Consider the following 15214-nt stretch of genomic DNA (forward strand, 5'->3'; position numbering starts at 1 on the left):
CTTGAATTAAGTTCATTATCCTTAAATATGATCGATGACCTGTAGTCCCCAAATCATCACAAAACTCAATAACACCCCCACAACACCAATAATAACGCCAACGCGAGCCATCTGATTACTTTCAACATGCCCTGTAGCATGCGCTAACGCATTCGGCGGTGTACTTATAGGTAATGACATACCAAGCGATGCTGCAAAAGTAACCACTAAAATCAATGTCACTTCACCACCTAAAGGCGTTAACGACACCATCGATGTTCCTAATGCCGCCATAATTGGCATTAATAAGTTTGCCGTTGCGGTATGTGACATAAAGTTAGCCATCAATAAACACAATATCGCCGCCCCAAGCAAGACCACATAAGGAGAGAAAATATCAAATGGAATACTATGTACGACTAATTTTGCTAAACCGGTTTTATCCAAGGCTAAACCAAGCGCAATACCCCCTGATACCAGCCATAGAACATCCCATGATATTTTCTTAAGATCTTCTTTATTGATGATCCCCGTTAACGAGAAAATAGCTACTGGAATTAATGCAACAGTATAAGAGTTCATGCCATGCATTGAACCCATTAACCATAGAATAATGGTGACAGCAAATGTCACATAAACCGTGATCGCTTTTGGCGTTTTAAGAAACTTACCTTGAATAGTCAGTTCAATTGATTGCTGAGTGGCAGGATAAAGTTTATTAATCAACCACCATGCAAATACCAATAACACCGCTACAAATGGCACACCAAAGAACATCCATTCACCAAAAGTAATCAGATTTTCTCCGGTCAGGTATTTCAACGCAATCGCATTTGGAGGAGTACCAATAGGCGTGCCAATACCACCAATATTAGCCGCAACTGGAATACATAAAGCAAACGCTATTTTGCCTGGGTCTTTCGCACCAAACAACGTAATAACTGGTGCTAAAATAGAAAGCATCATCGCTGTTGTTGCGGTGTTTGACATAAACATAGAGAAGATAGCTGTGATCAGCATTAAGCCAAACATGACATATTTAGGTTGGTGCCCAAAGGGTTTTAATAACACTCGCGCTAAGTTGACATCTAAACGGTATTTCGTTGCCGCCATGGCTAAAAAGAAACCGCCTAAAAATAACATAATAATAGGACTCGCAAAGGTCGCCATTATTTCGCTATAACTCATTAAATTGCCAAAATGAGGCTGTCCTTGATCAAGCCGAAACAGATACAAGCTTTTATCTGACAGTAATAATAATTCCAGCACAATAATCACAACAGACGTTGCATAAATAGGAATCGGCTCCATTACCCAACACAATGCAGCTAATAAAAAAATAGCAATAACACGTTGTTGAATAACCGTTAACCCTTCAAGAGGAAAGGCAGATGCGGGCAACAATAAAATCAGTAATGGAATTAAAATAGGTATGATATAGCGAAGATTTTGACGCATAGAGCATTATTCCCTTAAACAATAAATACGCCATCACCTTTATTTTCCTTAACCTAAAGGTGAAGTGTAATGGCTAAACTAACATTACTGACAATGGCAAATAGCGGCAGTCGCTATAAACATTCATCTACAAGCTAATAATTGTTAGTATTATTATTGTCGCTGGCTATAGCTCTTATTTCATCGAGTTAGATCAATAAAGTGATGAAATAATCACTCATTAGATAAAACAATGATCACATTTCGACAAAAAAATATCCTATCTCTATCAAAAACATAGCTGCATGTGAGCCACTTCACACAACCTATATCACCTCAATTACCTACTTTTTTAGCTCAGTGGTATTACGACTATGATCAATATCAGCCGCTAATACTTCTTCTAACACATCTTCCGTTCCCATGTAGGTGCGTGAAGAACAAAACGCCGTAACAGGAACCGATGGGGTCAGAATATCATTGTCATCCAATAGTTGTTGTTCGTGTGTCAGTCCCATCTTCTTAACTTGATGAATAACCAAACCAAAACCGATAATACCAAACACTACCGAACCAACAGCCTGCCCCATTAATACCCCCCCCGCACCCGCCAAATGTCCGCCAATTAACACAAAAGGTATGGTTCCTAAGGTTGCTTTTCCCATATTTAATGCTGTTGACCATGTTGGACGATTAAGATTATTAAAGGCGGCATTTGCCACAAATAATGCACCATTAAAAATGAAGGTCACGGCAATAAAGCTACAGAATATACCGACAATTTCAGCCGCATCACCCGTCAGGCTAAACATCGCAATTAATATATCTTGTCCAAACCAAAGTAACAGCGAAACACCAACGCAATAAACCGCCGTAAATAACATTGCATCACGTAAGATTTGATTAATTCTACCCCACCGTTCAGCACCAAAATTTTGACCAATAATCGGCCCAACAGCACCAGATAAAGAGAAAACCAACGCAAAACAAACTGGCATAATGCGCCCAATAACCGCATAACCTGCGACAAAACTTTCACCAAAATGGGCTATATTACTGGTCACAACAGCGTTACCAATAGGGGTTGCAGTGTTGGTAAGTATTGCCGGCAAGGCTATTTTAGCCACTGTTGGTAATGCCAGTTTAAAGCTCGTAAGATCAGGTTTGGCTATTAATTGATGCTTATAGACCACGGCATACAAGGAAAAACACATAACAGCTAATCGTGCAAATACAGATGCAATTGCAGCACCTTGCATGCCCATTGATAAACCGAAAATAAACAGAGGATCTAAGACCGCATTAACGCCCCCGCCAATAAGTGTTGCGATCATTGAACGTCGAGCATCGCCAACCCCGCGTAATGCCGCCCCCGCAGACATAGAAATCGCAATAAATGGTGCGCTGGGCAATAGAATCACTAAATATTGAGTAGCGGCTTCAGCTACAGCCCCTTTCGCGCCAATTAAATCAAGCAAGAGCGGCAACTGCCATAGCATCAAGCTCACGACAGTAATGCTGATAATAACGGCAAAAATCATTACATTGCTGGCCATCATACGTGCTTGTTGACGATCATTTTTACCTAATGCACGTGAGACTAATGCCCCCGCAGCAATCGATGTACCGATAGAAATAGAAGTAGAAAAAAACACCAAGGTTCCAGCAAAGCCAATGGCAGCAGCAAGTTCAATTTGCCCCAACATGCTAATAAAAAACATATCGAGCAAATCAACTAAAAACAATGCCATTAAGCCAATCGCACCCGTTCCTGACATCACCACAATGTGGCGCATAATAGAACCAGTTAAAAATTTAGCTTGGCTATTCTCTGCTGTATTTTCTTTGTTCACAACATCTCCAAATCGGCATTATGACACTCGAAAATAAGGCCATAACAATCAAAAAGAAAGGCGCTCTGAGCGCCTTTTTTGTTACTAATCTACAAATATGTTTATATATTGATCACAATGGATGCTTAAAGCAAGCCCCAATCTGATTACTAATTGCTGTTAGCACATCACGACGTGTGATAACCCCCACTAACCGACCATCATCAACAACAGGGTATATTTTAGGTTTTTGCCCAGTCATGGTTTCAGCTAATACAATGATTGTGTCATCCCCAGACACGGTTAACACATCAACGCGCATACACTCACTAACAGTATGACTATCTTGGCAGTGATAACCTACTTTAAGGAGTTTATGGATCATATCTTGTTCCGATATAAAACCGACCACTTGCTTATGCTCATTAACAACCGGTCCACCAATCTGTTTCGCTGTTAGTAATTTATCTAGTGCTGCGGATAACGACATACCTTCAGTAAATGTAACCGGACGAATATTCATATAGTCTTTTACTTTTAGTGATTCCATAGCTTCCCCCCACCATACTGTATCCTGCTGTGGATCAGATTTAATCCTTTGATATGCTGTTTAAAATAAACCTGTACCTATAACATTAAGTTAAGTCTAAATATCTGGTTTTACTAAATATCAATGTTCCATTTTAAACATATTTATCAAAAAAAATGGTAACAACATGATAATTAACACTTTTACACATCAAAAAAAACGCTTACTCAAAAGGTAAGCGTTTTATTATCTCTAACCCACCCAAATTAAATTAGTGCAGGAATAATGCCATCATTGCTAATGGTAGTTTTGCACCAGAAGAAAACTCCAATTGATCAGCAATAATTTTTACCTGTAACTGATAATTACCATCTTTCTTAGTGACAATTTTTTGATTCACTAATACAGGCAATTTCGCCGCTAATAACGGCTCTTTAGCCACAAGTGCTGCAGGAATTACTATATTGATATTACCGCTCACTTGATCAGTCACTGCCGTCAAATTGGTCGACGCATGTTCTAACCCTGATTTAATATTAAGCAGCAATTGTGCATTAACCGTGCCTTCTGGCGTTTTTACACTTAGTTGTGATAAATCAACTGTTGCACCATGAGCGATCAATAAATCTAACGCTACCATTGCTTGCTTAATCTGTGCTGGATCTTGAGCTGCTTGTGGAGATTGCTCCATCGCAGCTAACTGACTAATGGCTTTATAATTTAAATCTTTTAACGCTAACTTAAAGGCAATGTCTTGATAATGTTGGCCATCAAGCGTCGTTAATGTTGCCACTTGGATGGTATTAGTATTGGTAACTTGTTGGGTATCTTCTGTTGGTGTCTTTTCACCGCTTGGCTGACTTAAGGCGTTATTCATTGCAACATTAACACCATTAATAGCAATAAACTGGTTTTGATCAGCAGCGGTAAATTTGGCATGTTCTAAACTAAAGGTTTGATGTCCAATCCAAAAATTACCTTGCATTTGGCCTTTGCCTTCACCATTAATACCTTTGACGACCATACTTTCTTTATCAGGGGTCGCTATGGTTAATTGTGGTAAATTATAGCTAAATTGACTCTTACCATTTTCAGGGTCAAATTCACCTTTCACCAGTAATGTTTTACTGATCGCCGTCATACCGCCATCATGGGTGTAATCCATTGGATTAATTGTCATCACAAAATGGGTTGTCCCCGTAAAACCGGAGTCTGTGACAATTTGCATTGGTGCAACATTCTTGCCCCAAATTTTGTTAACTAACGGTGCTAACTGCTTATCGATCACGAATTCACTGGTTGATTTAACGCCTAAAAAGCCATTATCAATATGATGACTAACTAACCATACAGTCGGTAAACCTTGTTCTGCAAACTCCGCTTTTAATTGATTTTTAAGCTCAATACGCGATACCGCATTTGACGATAAGTAGCCTCGTTCAAAACTTTTATTGGTAATAGACAGATAAGGGCTATGGTAGTTTTCAACCGCCCCCATGTAGATACTCTGCCCGATTTGACCTGTTGCCAATGGGCCACATGCAATGATCGCAACAGCGCCTGCACTGGCAAGAATTTTTTTCAACATATTGAATCCCAAAAATAAAGTAAGTTGCAACGAACAATCTAAATCATAACATGAACCACTTCGTCACAGCAGCATAACCATAACCGTTATTTTAGTACGGTTATTTTGTCATACAAATGATTTGCTATTTACAACAGAGTTGTTATCTTGATCACATAATAACCGTGTAAGTTAGTCAGATATTAAGACTTTATACTTAATAATGACTGAATAACAGACTGTGTTTTTGGAGTGATATTATGAAAATAGCTGTGTTTAGCACCAAAGGGTATGACCAAAAATCATTTGCTCATACTAATAAACAATTCCATCAACAGCTCACTTATTTTGAATTTCAACTCAATCATCACACGGCAAAAATGGCTGAAGGTTTTGATGCTATTTGTGCTTTTGTTAATGACGACCTAAGCGAGCCTATTCTCAAAATATTAGCCGAGCAAGGGGTGAAAATTATCGCGATGCGTTGTGCAGGCTTTGATCGCGTTGATCTTGAAGCCGCAAAAGCACTCAATTTACAGGTCGTTACTGTTCCCGCTTACTCTCCAGAATCCATTGCCGAGCATACCCTCGGACTGATGTTAAGCCTTAACCGTCGTATTCACCGAGCTTATCAGCGAACGCGTGACGCCAATTTCTCATTAGAAGGCTTAACGGGTTACAATTTCCATGGTCGTACTGTTGGTGTTATTGGTACAGGAAGAATTGGTATTGCGACAATTCGTATTTTAAAAGGTTTAGGCATGAATATTCTTGCTTATGACCCTTACCCAAATCCCATTGCACTAGAGCTAGGCGTTACCTACTGCACGCTTGATGAAATTTACGCGCAAGCAAATGTAATCACCCTTCATTGCCCAATGAGTAAAGAAAACTATCACATGCTAAACCGTAAAGCGTTTGCAAAAATGCGTCGAGGAATGATGATAATTAATACCAGTCGTGGTGGTTTGCTCAATTCTAGTGATGCAGTTGAAGCATTAAAAAGTGGTATTATTAGTTCATTAGGTGTTGATGTTTACGAAAATGAAAAAGATTTATTCTTCCAAGACAAATCAAATGACATTATTCAAGATGATGTTTTCCGTCGTTTATCATCGTGCCACAATGTGCTATTCACTGGCCACCAAGCCTTTTTAACCGAAGAAGCACTGGGCAGTATTGCGCAAACAACATTAGAAAGCTTATCTAGCTTTGAAAAAGGTGAGCTATCAGGTAACGAGCTCATTAAATAAAAAATAAAGAATATGTTTCACCCCAAAGGCGCACCATGCGCCTTTTTTGATCATGGTGATTAGAATATTAGCTATTAATCTCACTAAATAACCAATCTTTAAATGCTTTTATCTTGGACGAAGTTTGCATCTCTTTGCGGCAAACAACATAGTAGCTATGGGCTGAGTTCATCGTCATATCAAAAGGTGACACTAAACGAGATGTAGCAAGTTGTTCGGCAACAAATGATTGTCTTGCCATTGCCACCCCCATCCCCGTAGTTGCTGCTTTAATCGCTAAATCTGCGCGATCAAACGTACAATTATTATCAGGTAATGCGACATTGAAATATTGAGCCCAAAATTGCCACTCATCATTTCTACCCGCCCTCGCCCATGGCGCAGCATCGTGTAATAATAAGCAATGCATCAAATTCTCAGGCTGGTCATACAGTTTATTTTTTAAGGCGTAATCATGACTACACACAGGGAACATGGTCTCTTCAAGTAACTTATCTACCGCGAGATTAGGATAAATACCATTACCAAAATAAATCGCACAATCATAACTTTCGATCTGAAAATCAACTAAATCATTTCTCGTACGTAAATGAATACGTAAGTTTGGGTATTTTTCAATAAAAGACGTTAAACGAGGCACTAACCATGTTTGGGCAAAAGTCGGAGGAGCTGAAACGGTTAAATCGCCACATAGCTCCGTACTTTTTAAATCACGAATTTCATGAATAATATTGCCAAAATTAGACGCTAAAACTTGCTTTAATCGCTGACCTTCATCGGTCAAGACTAATTTTCGATGCTGTCGAATAAATAACTGAACATCTAAACTGTCTTCAAGATTCTTAATCTTATGACTGACTGCACTTTGCGTTAAACACAAAATTTCAGCAGCACGAGTAAAACTCATTTGATCTGCTGCAATCAAAAAACAATGTAATCCAGAAAGAACAGAACCTGACAACTTAGATAATTGCATACTTTAGCCACGACAACATAATTGTTGCAAGCATAGCAAAAAAATCACTGATTCTCAGCTACATCATCTTAAATAGACTTACATTATCAATTAGCTATCTCTATTAATGTGTTTGTTGACGATATTCATCAAGTAAGCGTCGCTTATGATCTTCGCTTAATAGCTGCCAGTGACCACCTTGAATAGCACCTGCAAATATCCATAACAGTTTATGATCTAATTCTTGGCCATTATGTTCGCACACACGCCTAAACACATTAACGGCACCCGCATTAAAAAAAGTATCTACATCCAAAACACCAGCCTTTTTTACCATTCGCTCTAGTGTTAAGCGCATATTAGGTAAATCACGCAAACGACGATTTGATTCAGAAGATCTGAAATTTTTATCTCGACAAGAAAAAGCAATTGATTCTTCGACAAATGAATCACATTGAGATTGATCCGTTAAAAATAGGGTTTTAATTTCATAATAATTAACGGTAGCTGTTTTACTTTTTTTTATATGTCTAAACTTTTCGCAACCAGATTTAATTAATTTCTCGTCAAGGTCATTCCCTCCACGAATATACATTGACGTCGGTGTAACAATGGCAAACATGGCACTATTAATAAAAATACCCGTACCACCAAACATTGATCTTTTTTCTTGTTGGCCAAATTTAGATAAATAATTCAAGTAATCATCTTTTATTGACGTCATAACTTATGCTCCAGATATTATCCATAACAACTAAAAACACACCAAATATTTACCATTAACAATGTCAATCATTTGACGAGCTATTTTATGCTCATAGCAACAACAGATGATACAACTAGCATTCGAATATGAGATTGCTCCCATATTTTTAGTCGAAAATTTATGAAACAAATTAACAATTAATCATTTTTTATACTTACTCTCAGTTAAATATATAGTGCTAACCTTAATAAGGTTTCTTGTAAGCGACATAAAGACGACAAGGATAAACTATGAATACCATCGCATTATTACCTCATAATGGACATTTATTACCCGGAGGACGGTTAAAAATTATTATTTCAAGAGTCTGTGATATTCGAATGGTAACCGAGGCAATCGCAAATAATGAGGCATTCGCCTTAGGGATGATAGACCGAAATACCGCACCAGAAACAGTGACTAATATTCCAGCTATTGCAACAACGGCAATAATTCGAGATTTTAATACGGTAGCTGGAGGATTCTTGGAAATAATCGTTGAAGGTACGAATAAAATATCAATTTTAGATCTTACAATGGCACATGATAATTTACTAACAGCAACCTATGAACCTCATTATAATTGGCCAAGTATTAGAATAAATGCCGAGAACCAAATACTCACTGACAAGCTAAAATTGTTGTTTCTATCAATGCCAGAAATAAGCCAATGTTATCCACAACCTAACTATCAAGATGCAACTTGGGTTTGCCAACGTTGGTTAGAAATATTACCAATCGGAATAAAACAAAAGCAAACGTTAATCCATCATCCAACCGCAGAGATTACAATTAACTTCTTATTACAGCTGCTACAAAACCATGACTTAATTAATAATTTAAAATAACACCTTTATTAAATGAGCCAAGCGTTAACTGTGTCAAAAAAATAGCAGCTTATACTTTGTACATGAAGTAACAATGCGTACACTCATAACACCTCTTTCCACTGTAATATTTCAATGTCACATTTATCTTTTTTTTGGCTAGAAGCTAATAACCAGCATTATATTCGTGCTATTCAGTCAGATCTTTGCCATTCAATAAAAAAAGCAGCACGTTATAACAAGTTAACTTTACCATCCATTCCTGATACGCTATTAAAATTGAATATATTGTGTAAAGATCCCGAAACAACAGTCCATGATGTTGCTACCTTATTACTGGACGATCCTGTACTAACTGCAAACATTATTCGAACCGCAAACTCCGCAATATTTAATCGTCGTAATATTATTTGCCACGATATTCTCACGGCAGTATCCCGCTTAGGTATTATTCGAATTAGAGATATTATTACAGCTCAAATAATTTATTCTTTAAAAAATACCTCTATAGAAAATATTGAATGTAATTTATTGCTTAAAAATAGTGCTTTCCATTCACGTCAATTCGCTGCAACGATGGCGCTTATTTGCCAAAAGATGCATCTATACAGTAGTAAGCCCTTTAAACTTGAACCCGATAAAGCATTATTGACAGGTTTGCTAGCCGACATTGGCTTATTTGGCTTGATTAATGAATACTCACAATTTATTAAACAAGGTAATTATCTTGATTTTAATATTGCTAAATATATCTTCCAAGATAACTGTGCATTAACCAGTAAAATCGTCCTCAAACAATGGGGATTTGATGAAGATTATATTGCGGTCGCAACCAATACCATATCTCCTCATCATGATAGTAAGATCAATTATTTAACTATCGCTCGAATGGCACATCACTTATTACTGTTTAAAACCAATGATGCCGCTATCAATGAGCATGAAATAGAATTAGATCTTACTGGGGCTGAAGTGATGTATGAGTTAACCAATATGCCTGAAATTGAATTTGAAAAGCAGCTGCAACAAATAACCCATAGCAGCGGTATTTAACACGTTTAACAGAACCCCCTATCACTTCTCTACGTTCGTCTAATCTTCCTATTAGACGATACGTTTTGACACATATACATACACTTTTAAGATAATTTCACTAGTTCTTTCCTGTTGAAATATATACTCTTTCTATTCTTCTATGTTATATTCGTCACAAAATAAACGCTTAATCTTTAATCACTTATTATGATGTTGTTACAACAATCTTGTATTAAGATATTCAGCGAGTCACTTTCAGCGCAGTTTTATACATATAAGGATGAATATGTTATCGGGGATCCTACTCATTTTTTTACCTTTGGTCTTGGGATATTTAATTCCTATAAAAAAAGCCAATATTCTTGAGTTTATCAACACACAAACAAGCCGTTTGGTATTGGTGATTCTCGCGTTAATGGGATTAAGTTTAGCCGGACTCGATAACCTCAGTCAGAATTTAGGTCAGATTCTGCTGTATACCTTTACTTTTTTTATCTCTATTTCAGTCTGTAACCTACTCGCTTTACCATGGCTCGACCGTTTATGGCCAACACCCACATCACATATACATCGAAAGTTACCGCTAACAAAAATGATGCTTGAATCAGGAAAATTAGTTGTGGTGGTGGCGCTTGGTTTAATTGTTGGATTGTTATTAAACCTTGATCTGTCATGGGTAGAACAAGCCAGCGAACACATTTTATTATTACTGTTATTTTTTGTTGGTATTCAACTTCGTAATAGCGGCATGACACTGCGACAAATTATCCTCAATAAAAAAGGCGTTATCATTGCTGCGGTCATTCTCGTGACATCCTTATTAGGCGGTATTATCGCCGCACTGTTACTTGGCATTCCAATTAATAACGGCTTAGCAATGGCATCAGGCTTTGGTTGGTATTCATTAGCTGGAATATTAATTGGTGACGGTTTAGGCAGTATTTATGGTGGGGCGGCATTCTTAAATGAGCTTCTACGTGAAATGTTAGCGTTAATAATGATTCCACTACTTATTAACCGTTATCCAAACACCGCAATTGGTTATGCTGGCGCAACAGCTATGGACTTTACCTTACCTGTTATTCAGAACTGTGGTGGCATTCGTTGTGTGCCTATCGCCATTGTTAGCGGGTTTATTCTAAGTATGTTGGTGCCTATTTTAATTCTCTTTTTCCTATCACTATAAAAATAAAAACCTCAGCCAATTAAGCTGAGGTTTTATATCAAAGTGCTCATTATCAATCACAGTGATTGAGTTAATTTAGCTTATTTTTTACCGAATAAACTTGCAGCCATATTGAACAAACCAGACACACCACCAACGGCATTTAATAGTTCACCGGCAACTTCACCAGCAGGGCTCGCGTTATCAACCATAGCAGGCAGCGCTTCACTTAGGCCGGTTTTAGCCTCTTGTTCTGGAATATTCAATTCATTCGCAAAATCAGACAGCTGAGAACCTGAAAAAATATTACCAATATCATCGGCTGAAATCGCACTGTTCTCACCATTGCCAAGCCAGCTCTGCAATACATTAGCAAGACCGGCACCATCAATAGATGACAATAGTTGTCCTAAATTTGCACCTTGACCGTTCTCATCACCACCAAGTAAACGAGACAGTGCTGAGACAATAGAACCTTGGCTTAATCCACCGGTATTTGCTTGTGACTGACTAAATAACTGTGCACCAATTTCTAATATTTTTGCAATATCCATGTATATCCTCATTTACTTATTAATGTGAAGTGACAAATGTTTATGCTTTATTATGCCTGAGTAATACGCAGCTTTTGTCCAGCGAAAATCAAATCTGGGTTTTGAATAACTTCTTTGTTTTCTTCAAAAATTTGCTCGTACTTAGCACCATTGCCTAGTGTTTTCTCGGCGATTTTCCATAAGCTATCACCCTCTTCAACAACATAATAAGTTACATTGCTTGTCTCTTCTGGCGCTGAAATATTATCAACAACACTTGCAATACCTTGAGTGTTACCTGCCATTAAAATAGCTTTTTCGCGTGCAGCAGCTGAATCAGCAGCGCCCGACAAGGTAGCAACGCCATCTTCCACACTTACCTGTAGATCACTGATACCCGGATTATTATCTTCAATATGTTGAGTAATTTTTGTTGGTGCTTCATCTTCATTAGAAAATAATTTATGGCCAATATCACGAGCAAAATCTAATAAACCCATTTTTTTCTTCCTTTATTAACTGCTTTATTTTTAATGCAGATTATTTGTATAGACGCTAAAAGAGTAATGACCCAACCTATTAAAAGATAGCACTCAGCAGTGCAAGCTATCTTTCCAATAATGAAAAATAGACGATATTTAATAAACAAACAGAACTATTTACTCAAAAATCACGCGCAAACATCAATTAATGAGCAAAAAACAATCAATCAAACACAGGCATAATCAAACAAAAATATAAAACACTGTTTAAATAAAGCGCCAATAATTGCTTAAAAAAACAACGTTATTATACCTATCAACAACTGTAGATTAAAAAATGCAAAAAAAAAGCCACAGCGTAATGCTGTGGCTTTCGTATTTATGGTGATAACTTAATGCAATACAACAGTCGTATGGTTGGTACGATCATGCCAAGGCAAATGTGAGAAAGCTAAATATTGAGCTCCACAATAGAGTGGATATAACCCTAACGTTGCGACACAAAGGTAAATTTTATTAAACTCACGCTTTAAGTAACGTTGCTTCGTCAACGGTTGATCATCTGTCGTTACAACCTGAACGCTTAATAAGTAACGTGATAGTGACGTTCCTAATAAACGGTAACAGATCCATTGATAGCCCATAAAGACACCAATAAATAACAGCATTAATCCCATAAACAATAACAATAATGCGGGTAATGCCATGGTATCGTTTAACGAAAGCGTCGCGCCAGTACCATTGGAGATATATGCAATAATACTAAGGTAGATGTTACGACCAACCATCGCGAACATCTGCACAATTGCCATATCTATCATGAAGGTACCAATACGTCGGTATTTCAATTTAAAGCTCATTAGCGTTCTTACTTACCTAGTTTCGCGTTAATCTGTGCTTTAAAGCCAGCAGCTTGTGCACCATAGATAGCTTGAATACCTGTATTACCAATCTTCACTAAACCCTTTGCACCTAAATGCTCAGTCCAATATTGATTGTCTTTTACTAAATCACCATCTTTAACAGTGATACGTAAACGAGTGATACATGCATCTACATCAACGATATTATCTTTACCGCCAAGTGCATCAATCATCTCATCAGCTTGAACGTCATTTTCGCCACCCGCTGCTTTTGATGCGTGGTAATCTTTCTTACGTACAACGGCAACAGCACTACCCTTACGACCAGGTGTTTTCACATCAAACTTCAGAATAAACCAACGGAACAAGAAGAAGTATACAGGGCCGTAAATTAGACCTAGTAATGGAATGTAGTACCAATGGTTTTCAGTACCTGTAAGACCTGGCAACATACCAAATAAAGCGAAGTCAATGAAACCACCACTGAATGTCATGCCCACTTTAACCTGTAGCAAGTCCATGATCATAAATGATAGGCCGGCTAGTGGCACGTGGATAAAGTAGTAAAGTGGCGCAGATAAGAATAGGAATGTAAATTCGATTGGCTCAGTAATACCGGTTAGGAACGCTGTTAGCGCAACAGAAAACAGTAGACCACCAACCGCGGTTTTATTTTCTTTATCTGCAACAGTGTACATAGCGTAAGCGGCTGCTGGTAAACCAAACATCATGAATGGGAATTTACCCGTCATAAAGTTAGTTGAAGAGAACTGTGAGTAATCACCATTCGCTAAAGAACCAAAGAAAATGTTTTGCGTACCCTTAAATACTTGACCTGCGATTTCAGCCGTACCACCAATTTCTGTCTGCCATAATGGAAGATAGAACACATGGTGTAGACCAACAGGAATCAATGCACGCTCAATAATACCGAAGATAAACGAAGCAATGTAACCATGACCAGACGCAGTCATTTCACCTAGCGTTGCACCGATAGAACCAAATGCAGCACCGATGTAAGGCCAAACAAATACTAATGCGATACCGTAAAATAATGCAGAGAATGCACTAATAATTGGTACGAAACGTGCGCCACCGAAGAAGCCTAAGAATTCAGGTAACTTAATAGCGTGGTATTTATTGTGAAGCACAACAGTAATACCACCAGCAATAAGACCACCAAATACACCCATACTGAGTGTATTATGAATACCAAGCACATCAGCAAGTACGCCAGCATAATGGGTACCCATTAATATCACTGTGTTGTTGGTAGTATCAACCATACCTGCAACAGTCAGTGTTTTTGCAATCGCAACGTTCATTACAAGGTATGCAATAGTAGCAGCAAGTGCTGCTGCACCCTTTTCTGCACGCGCAAAACCGATAGCAATAGCAAGTGCGAACATTAATGGTAAGTTTGCGAAGACGATACCGCCAGCTGCGGTCATAACCTGTAGGAAACTATTTAAAAGTGTTCCGTCTTGCAAAATACCGATTTGGTACGCTTCAATCATACTTTGGTTAGTAAAACTACCACCAAGCCCCAGCATAATACCAGCGGCTGGTAGCAAGGCTATCGGTAGCATTACTGCTTGGGATAACTTACTGAAAAAGGCTTTCATTACCTTGTCTCCTCGAGATGGACTCTACACTTGTCGATGAAATAAATATAAGACTTTAATTACGTCTCTTTTTCTAAATCATTTTCAAAAACAAATAAGCAGGTGATGAACACTTTCGCAGTTAGAGACCAGCTCCAATTACCATCGGTAATTGCGTTAGTGAACATTGTTTGCTCCTGAGTATATTTATTTTGAAATAACACTAAGCACTAGCGACATACCCCCGTAGTCATTTGCTAATACTTATTCAGTACTATTTCAGGCATTAGTATAAAATGCGTCGAATAATATAACTTGATGACTATCAAAATTACTAATAAGCAATAAAGTATAATTCCAAACTATAATGCAGATCACAATGAAACAAATGCAATTAAACGCCACCAA

General features: G+C 37.8%; 14 protein-coding genes. 4 read left to right on the forward strand and 10 right to left on the reverse strand.

What is annotated here, in order from left to right; translation table 11 throughout:
- Window positions 1-21: 21 nt before the first annotated feature.
- From CZ809_RS11805 to CZ809_RS11820, 4 genes are all read right to left on the reverse strand, one after another.
- Window positions 22-1437 carry an SLC13 family permease gene (locus CZ809_RS11805; RefSeq protein ID WP_080157840.1) on the reverse strand — a complete coding sequence of 472 codons (1416 nt, stop codon included), beginning with the start codon at window positions 1435-1437 and terminating at the stop codon, window positions 22-24.
- A 323-nt stretch (window positions 1438-1760) separates the two neighbouring features.
- Window positions 1761-3212, reverse strand: coding sequence for an MATE family efflux transporter (locus CZ809_RS11810; RefSeq protein ID WP_080158155.1), 1452 nt, complete (start codon window positions 3210-3212; stop codon window positions 1761-1763).
- Between the two features lie 169 nt (window positions 3213-3381).
- A complete protein-coding gene (locus CZ809_RS11815; protein ID WP_080157841.1) occupies window positions 3382-3798 on the reverse strand; it encodes a CBS domain-containing protein in 417 nt (138 codons plus the stop codon).
- A 250-nt stretch (window positions 3799-4048) separates the two neighbouring features.
- A complete protein-coding gene (locus CZ809_RS11820; protein ID WP_080157842.1) occupies window positions 4049-5365 on the reverse strand; it encodes a DUF945 family protein in 1317 nt (438 codons plus the stop codon).
- A gap of 239 nt (window positions 5366-5604) precedes the next feature.
- On the opposite strand from CZ809_RS11820, the gene CZ809_RS11825 reads away from it, so the two are divergent.
- On the forward strand, window positions 5605-6597 hold the full coding sequence (locus CZ809_RS11825) for a 2-hydroxyacid dehydrogenase (protein ID WP_080157843.1): 993 nt from the start codon (window positions 5605-5607) through the stop codon (window positions 6595-6597).
- A 67-nt stretch (window positions 6598-6664) separates the two neighbouring features.
- Here the strand turns inward: CZ809_RS11825 and dsdC are convergent, their stop codons facing one another.
- Window positions 6665-7573: a DNA-binding transcriptional regulator DsdC gene (gene dsdC, locus CZ809_RS11830; protein WP_080157844.1), complete on the reverse strand. Its 909-nt coding sequence runs from the start codon at window positions 7571-7573 to the stop codon at window positions 6665-6667.
- Window positions 7574-7676: 103 nt separating this feature from the next.
- The gene (locus CZ809_RS11835; RefSeq protein ID WP_080157845.1) at window positions 7677-8276 is read right to left on the reverse strand and encodes a TfoX/Sxy family DNA transformation protein; all 600 of its coding nucleotides are present in this window, start codon (window positions 8274-8276) and stop codon (window positions 7677-7679) included.
- 272 nt (window positions 8277-8548) lie between these two features.
- Between CZ809_RS11835 and CZ809_RS11840 the strand changes: the two genes are divergently transcribed.
- The 3 genes from CZ809_RS11840 to CZ809_RS11850 all read left to right on the forward strand — a co-directional run bounded on the left by CZ809_RS11840 (window position 8549) and on the right by CZ809_RS11850 (window position 11345).
- Window positions 8549-9145, forward strand: coding sequence for an LON peptidase substrate-binding domain-containing protein (locus CZ809_RS11840; RefSeq protein ID WP_080157846.1), 597 nt, complete (start codon window positions 8549-8551; stop codon window positions 9143-9145).
- Between the two features lie 114 nt (window positions 9146-9259).
- A complete protein-coding gene (locus CZ809_RS11845) occupies window positions 9260-10177 on the forward strand; it encodes an HDOD domain-containing protein (protein ID WP_080157847.1) in 918 nt (305 codons plus the stop codon).
- Between the two features lie 268 nt (window positions 10178-10445).
- Window positions 10446-11345, forward strand: a complete 900-nt coding sequence (locus CZ809_RS11850) for a LysO family transporter (RefSeq protein WP_080157848.1) — start codon at window positions 10446-10448, stop codon at window positions 11343-11345.
- An 80-nt stretch (window positions 11346-11425) separates the two neighbouring features.
- Here CZ809_RS11850 and CZ809_RS11855 read toward each other — a convergent pair whose 3' ends face one another.
- The 4 genes from CZ809_RS11855 to CZ809_RS11870 form a co-directional block, all read right to left on the reverse strand.
- Window positions 11426-11878, reverse strand: a complete 453-nt coding sequence (locus CZ809_RS11855) for a YidB family protein (RefSeq protein ID WP_080157849.1) — start codon at window positions 11876-11878, stop codon at window positions 11426-11428.
- Window positions 11879-11928: 50 nt separating this feature from the next.
- Window positions 11929-12357: a peptidoglycan-binding protein LysM gene (gene lysM, locus CZ809_RS11860; protein ID WP_080157850.1), complete on the reverse strand. Its 429-nt coding sequence runs from the start codon at window positions 12355-12357 to the stop codon at window positions 11929-11931.
- Between the two features lie 374 nt (window positions 12358-12731).
- Entirely contained in the window at window positions 12732-13199 is a 468-nt protein-coding gene (locus tag CZ809_RS11865; protein WP_080157851.1) for an RDD family protein, read from the reverse strand.
- Between the two features lie 8 nt (window positions 13200-13207).
- Window positions 13208-14827 (reverse strand): PTS transporter subunit EIIC, encoded by a 1620-nt coding sequence (locus CZ809_RS11870; protein WP_080157852.1) that lies wholly within the window; start codon window positions 14825-14827, stop codon window positions 13208-13210.
- Between the last annotated feature and the right edge of the window lie 387 nt (window positions 14828-15214).

It is taken from the genome of Photobacterium piscicola, assembly GCF_900166965.1.
GTDB lineage: Bacteria > Pseudomonadota > Gammaproteobacteria > Enterobacterales > Vibrionaceae > Photobacterium > Photobacterium piscicola.

Excerpts from the sequence above, each read along its gene's own strand:
- CZ809_RS11805 (WP_080157840.1), bottom strand. The coding sequence starts at position 1,437 with ATGCGTCAAAATCTTCGCTATATCATACCTATTTTAATTCCATTACTG.
- CZ809_RS11810 (WP_080158155.1), bottom strand. The coding sequence starts at position 3,212 with ATGCGCCACATTGTGGTGATGTCAGGAACGGGTGCGATTGGCTTAATG.
- CZ809_RS11815 (WP_080157841.1), bottom strand. The coding sequence starts at position 3,798 with ATGGAATCACTAAAAGTAAAAGACTATATGAATATTCGTCCGGTTACA.
- CZ809_RS11820 (WP_080157842.1), bottom strand. The coding sequence starts at position 5,365 with ATGTTGAAAAAAATTCTTGCCAGTGCAGGCGCTGTTGCGATCATTGCA.
- CZ809_RS11825 (WP_080157843.1), top strand. The coding sequence starts at position 5,605 with ATGAAAATAGCTGTGTTTAGCACCAAAGGGTATGACCAAAAATCATTT.
- dsdC (WP_080157844.1), bottom strand. The coding sequence starts at position 7,573 with ATGCAATTATCTAAGTTGTCAGGTTCTGTTCTTTCTGGATTACATTGT.
- CZ809_RS11835 (WP_080157845.1), bottom strand. The coding sequence starts at position 8,276 with ATGACGTCAATAAAAGATGATTACTTGAATTATTTATCTAAATTTGGC.
- CZ809_RS11840 (WP_080157846.1), top strand. The coding sequence starts at position 8,549 with ATGAATACCATCGCATTATTACCTCATAATGGACATTTATTACCCGGA.
- CZ809_RS11845 (WP_080157847.1), top strand. The coding sequence starts at position 9,260 with ATGTCACATTTATCTTTTTTTTGGCTAGAAGCTAATAACCAGCATTAT.
- CZ809_RS11850 (WP_080157848.1), top strand. The coding sequence starts at position 10,446 with ATGTTATCGGGGATCCTACTCATTTTTTTACCTTTGGTCTTGGGATAT.
- CZ809_RS11855 (WP_080157849.1), bottom strand. The coding sequence starts at position 11,878 with ATGGATATTGCAAAAATATTAGAAATTGGTGCACAGTTATTTAGTCAG.
- lysM (WP_080157850.1), bottom strand. The coding sequence starts at position 12,357 with ATGGGTTTATTAGATTTTGCTCGTGATATTGGCCATAAATTATTTTCT.
- CZ809_RS11865 (WP_080157851.1), bottom strand. The coding sequence starts at position 13,199 with ATGAGCTTTAAATTGAAATACCGACGTATTGGTACCTTCATGATAGAT.
- CZ809_RS11870 (WP_080157852.1), bottom strand. The coding sequence starts at position 14,827 with ATGAAAGCCTTTTTCAGTAAGTTATCCCAAGCAGTAATGCTACCGATA.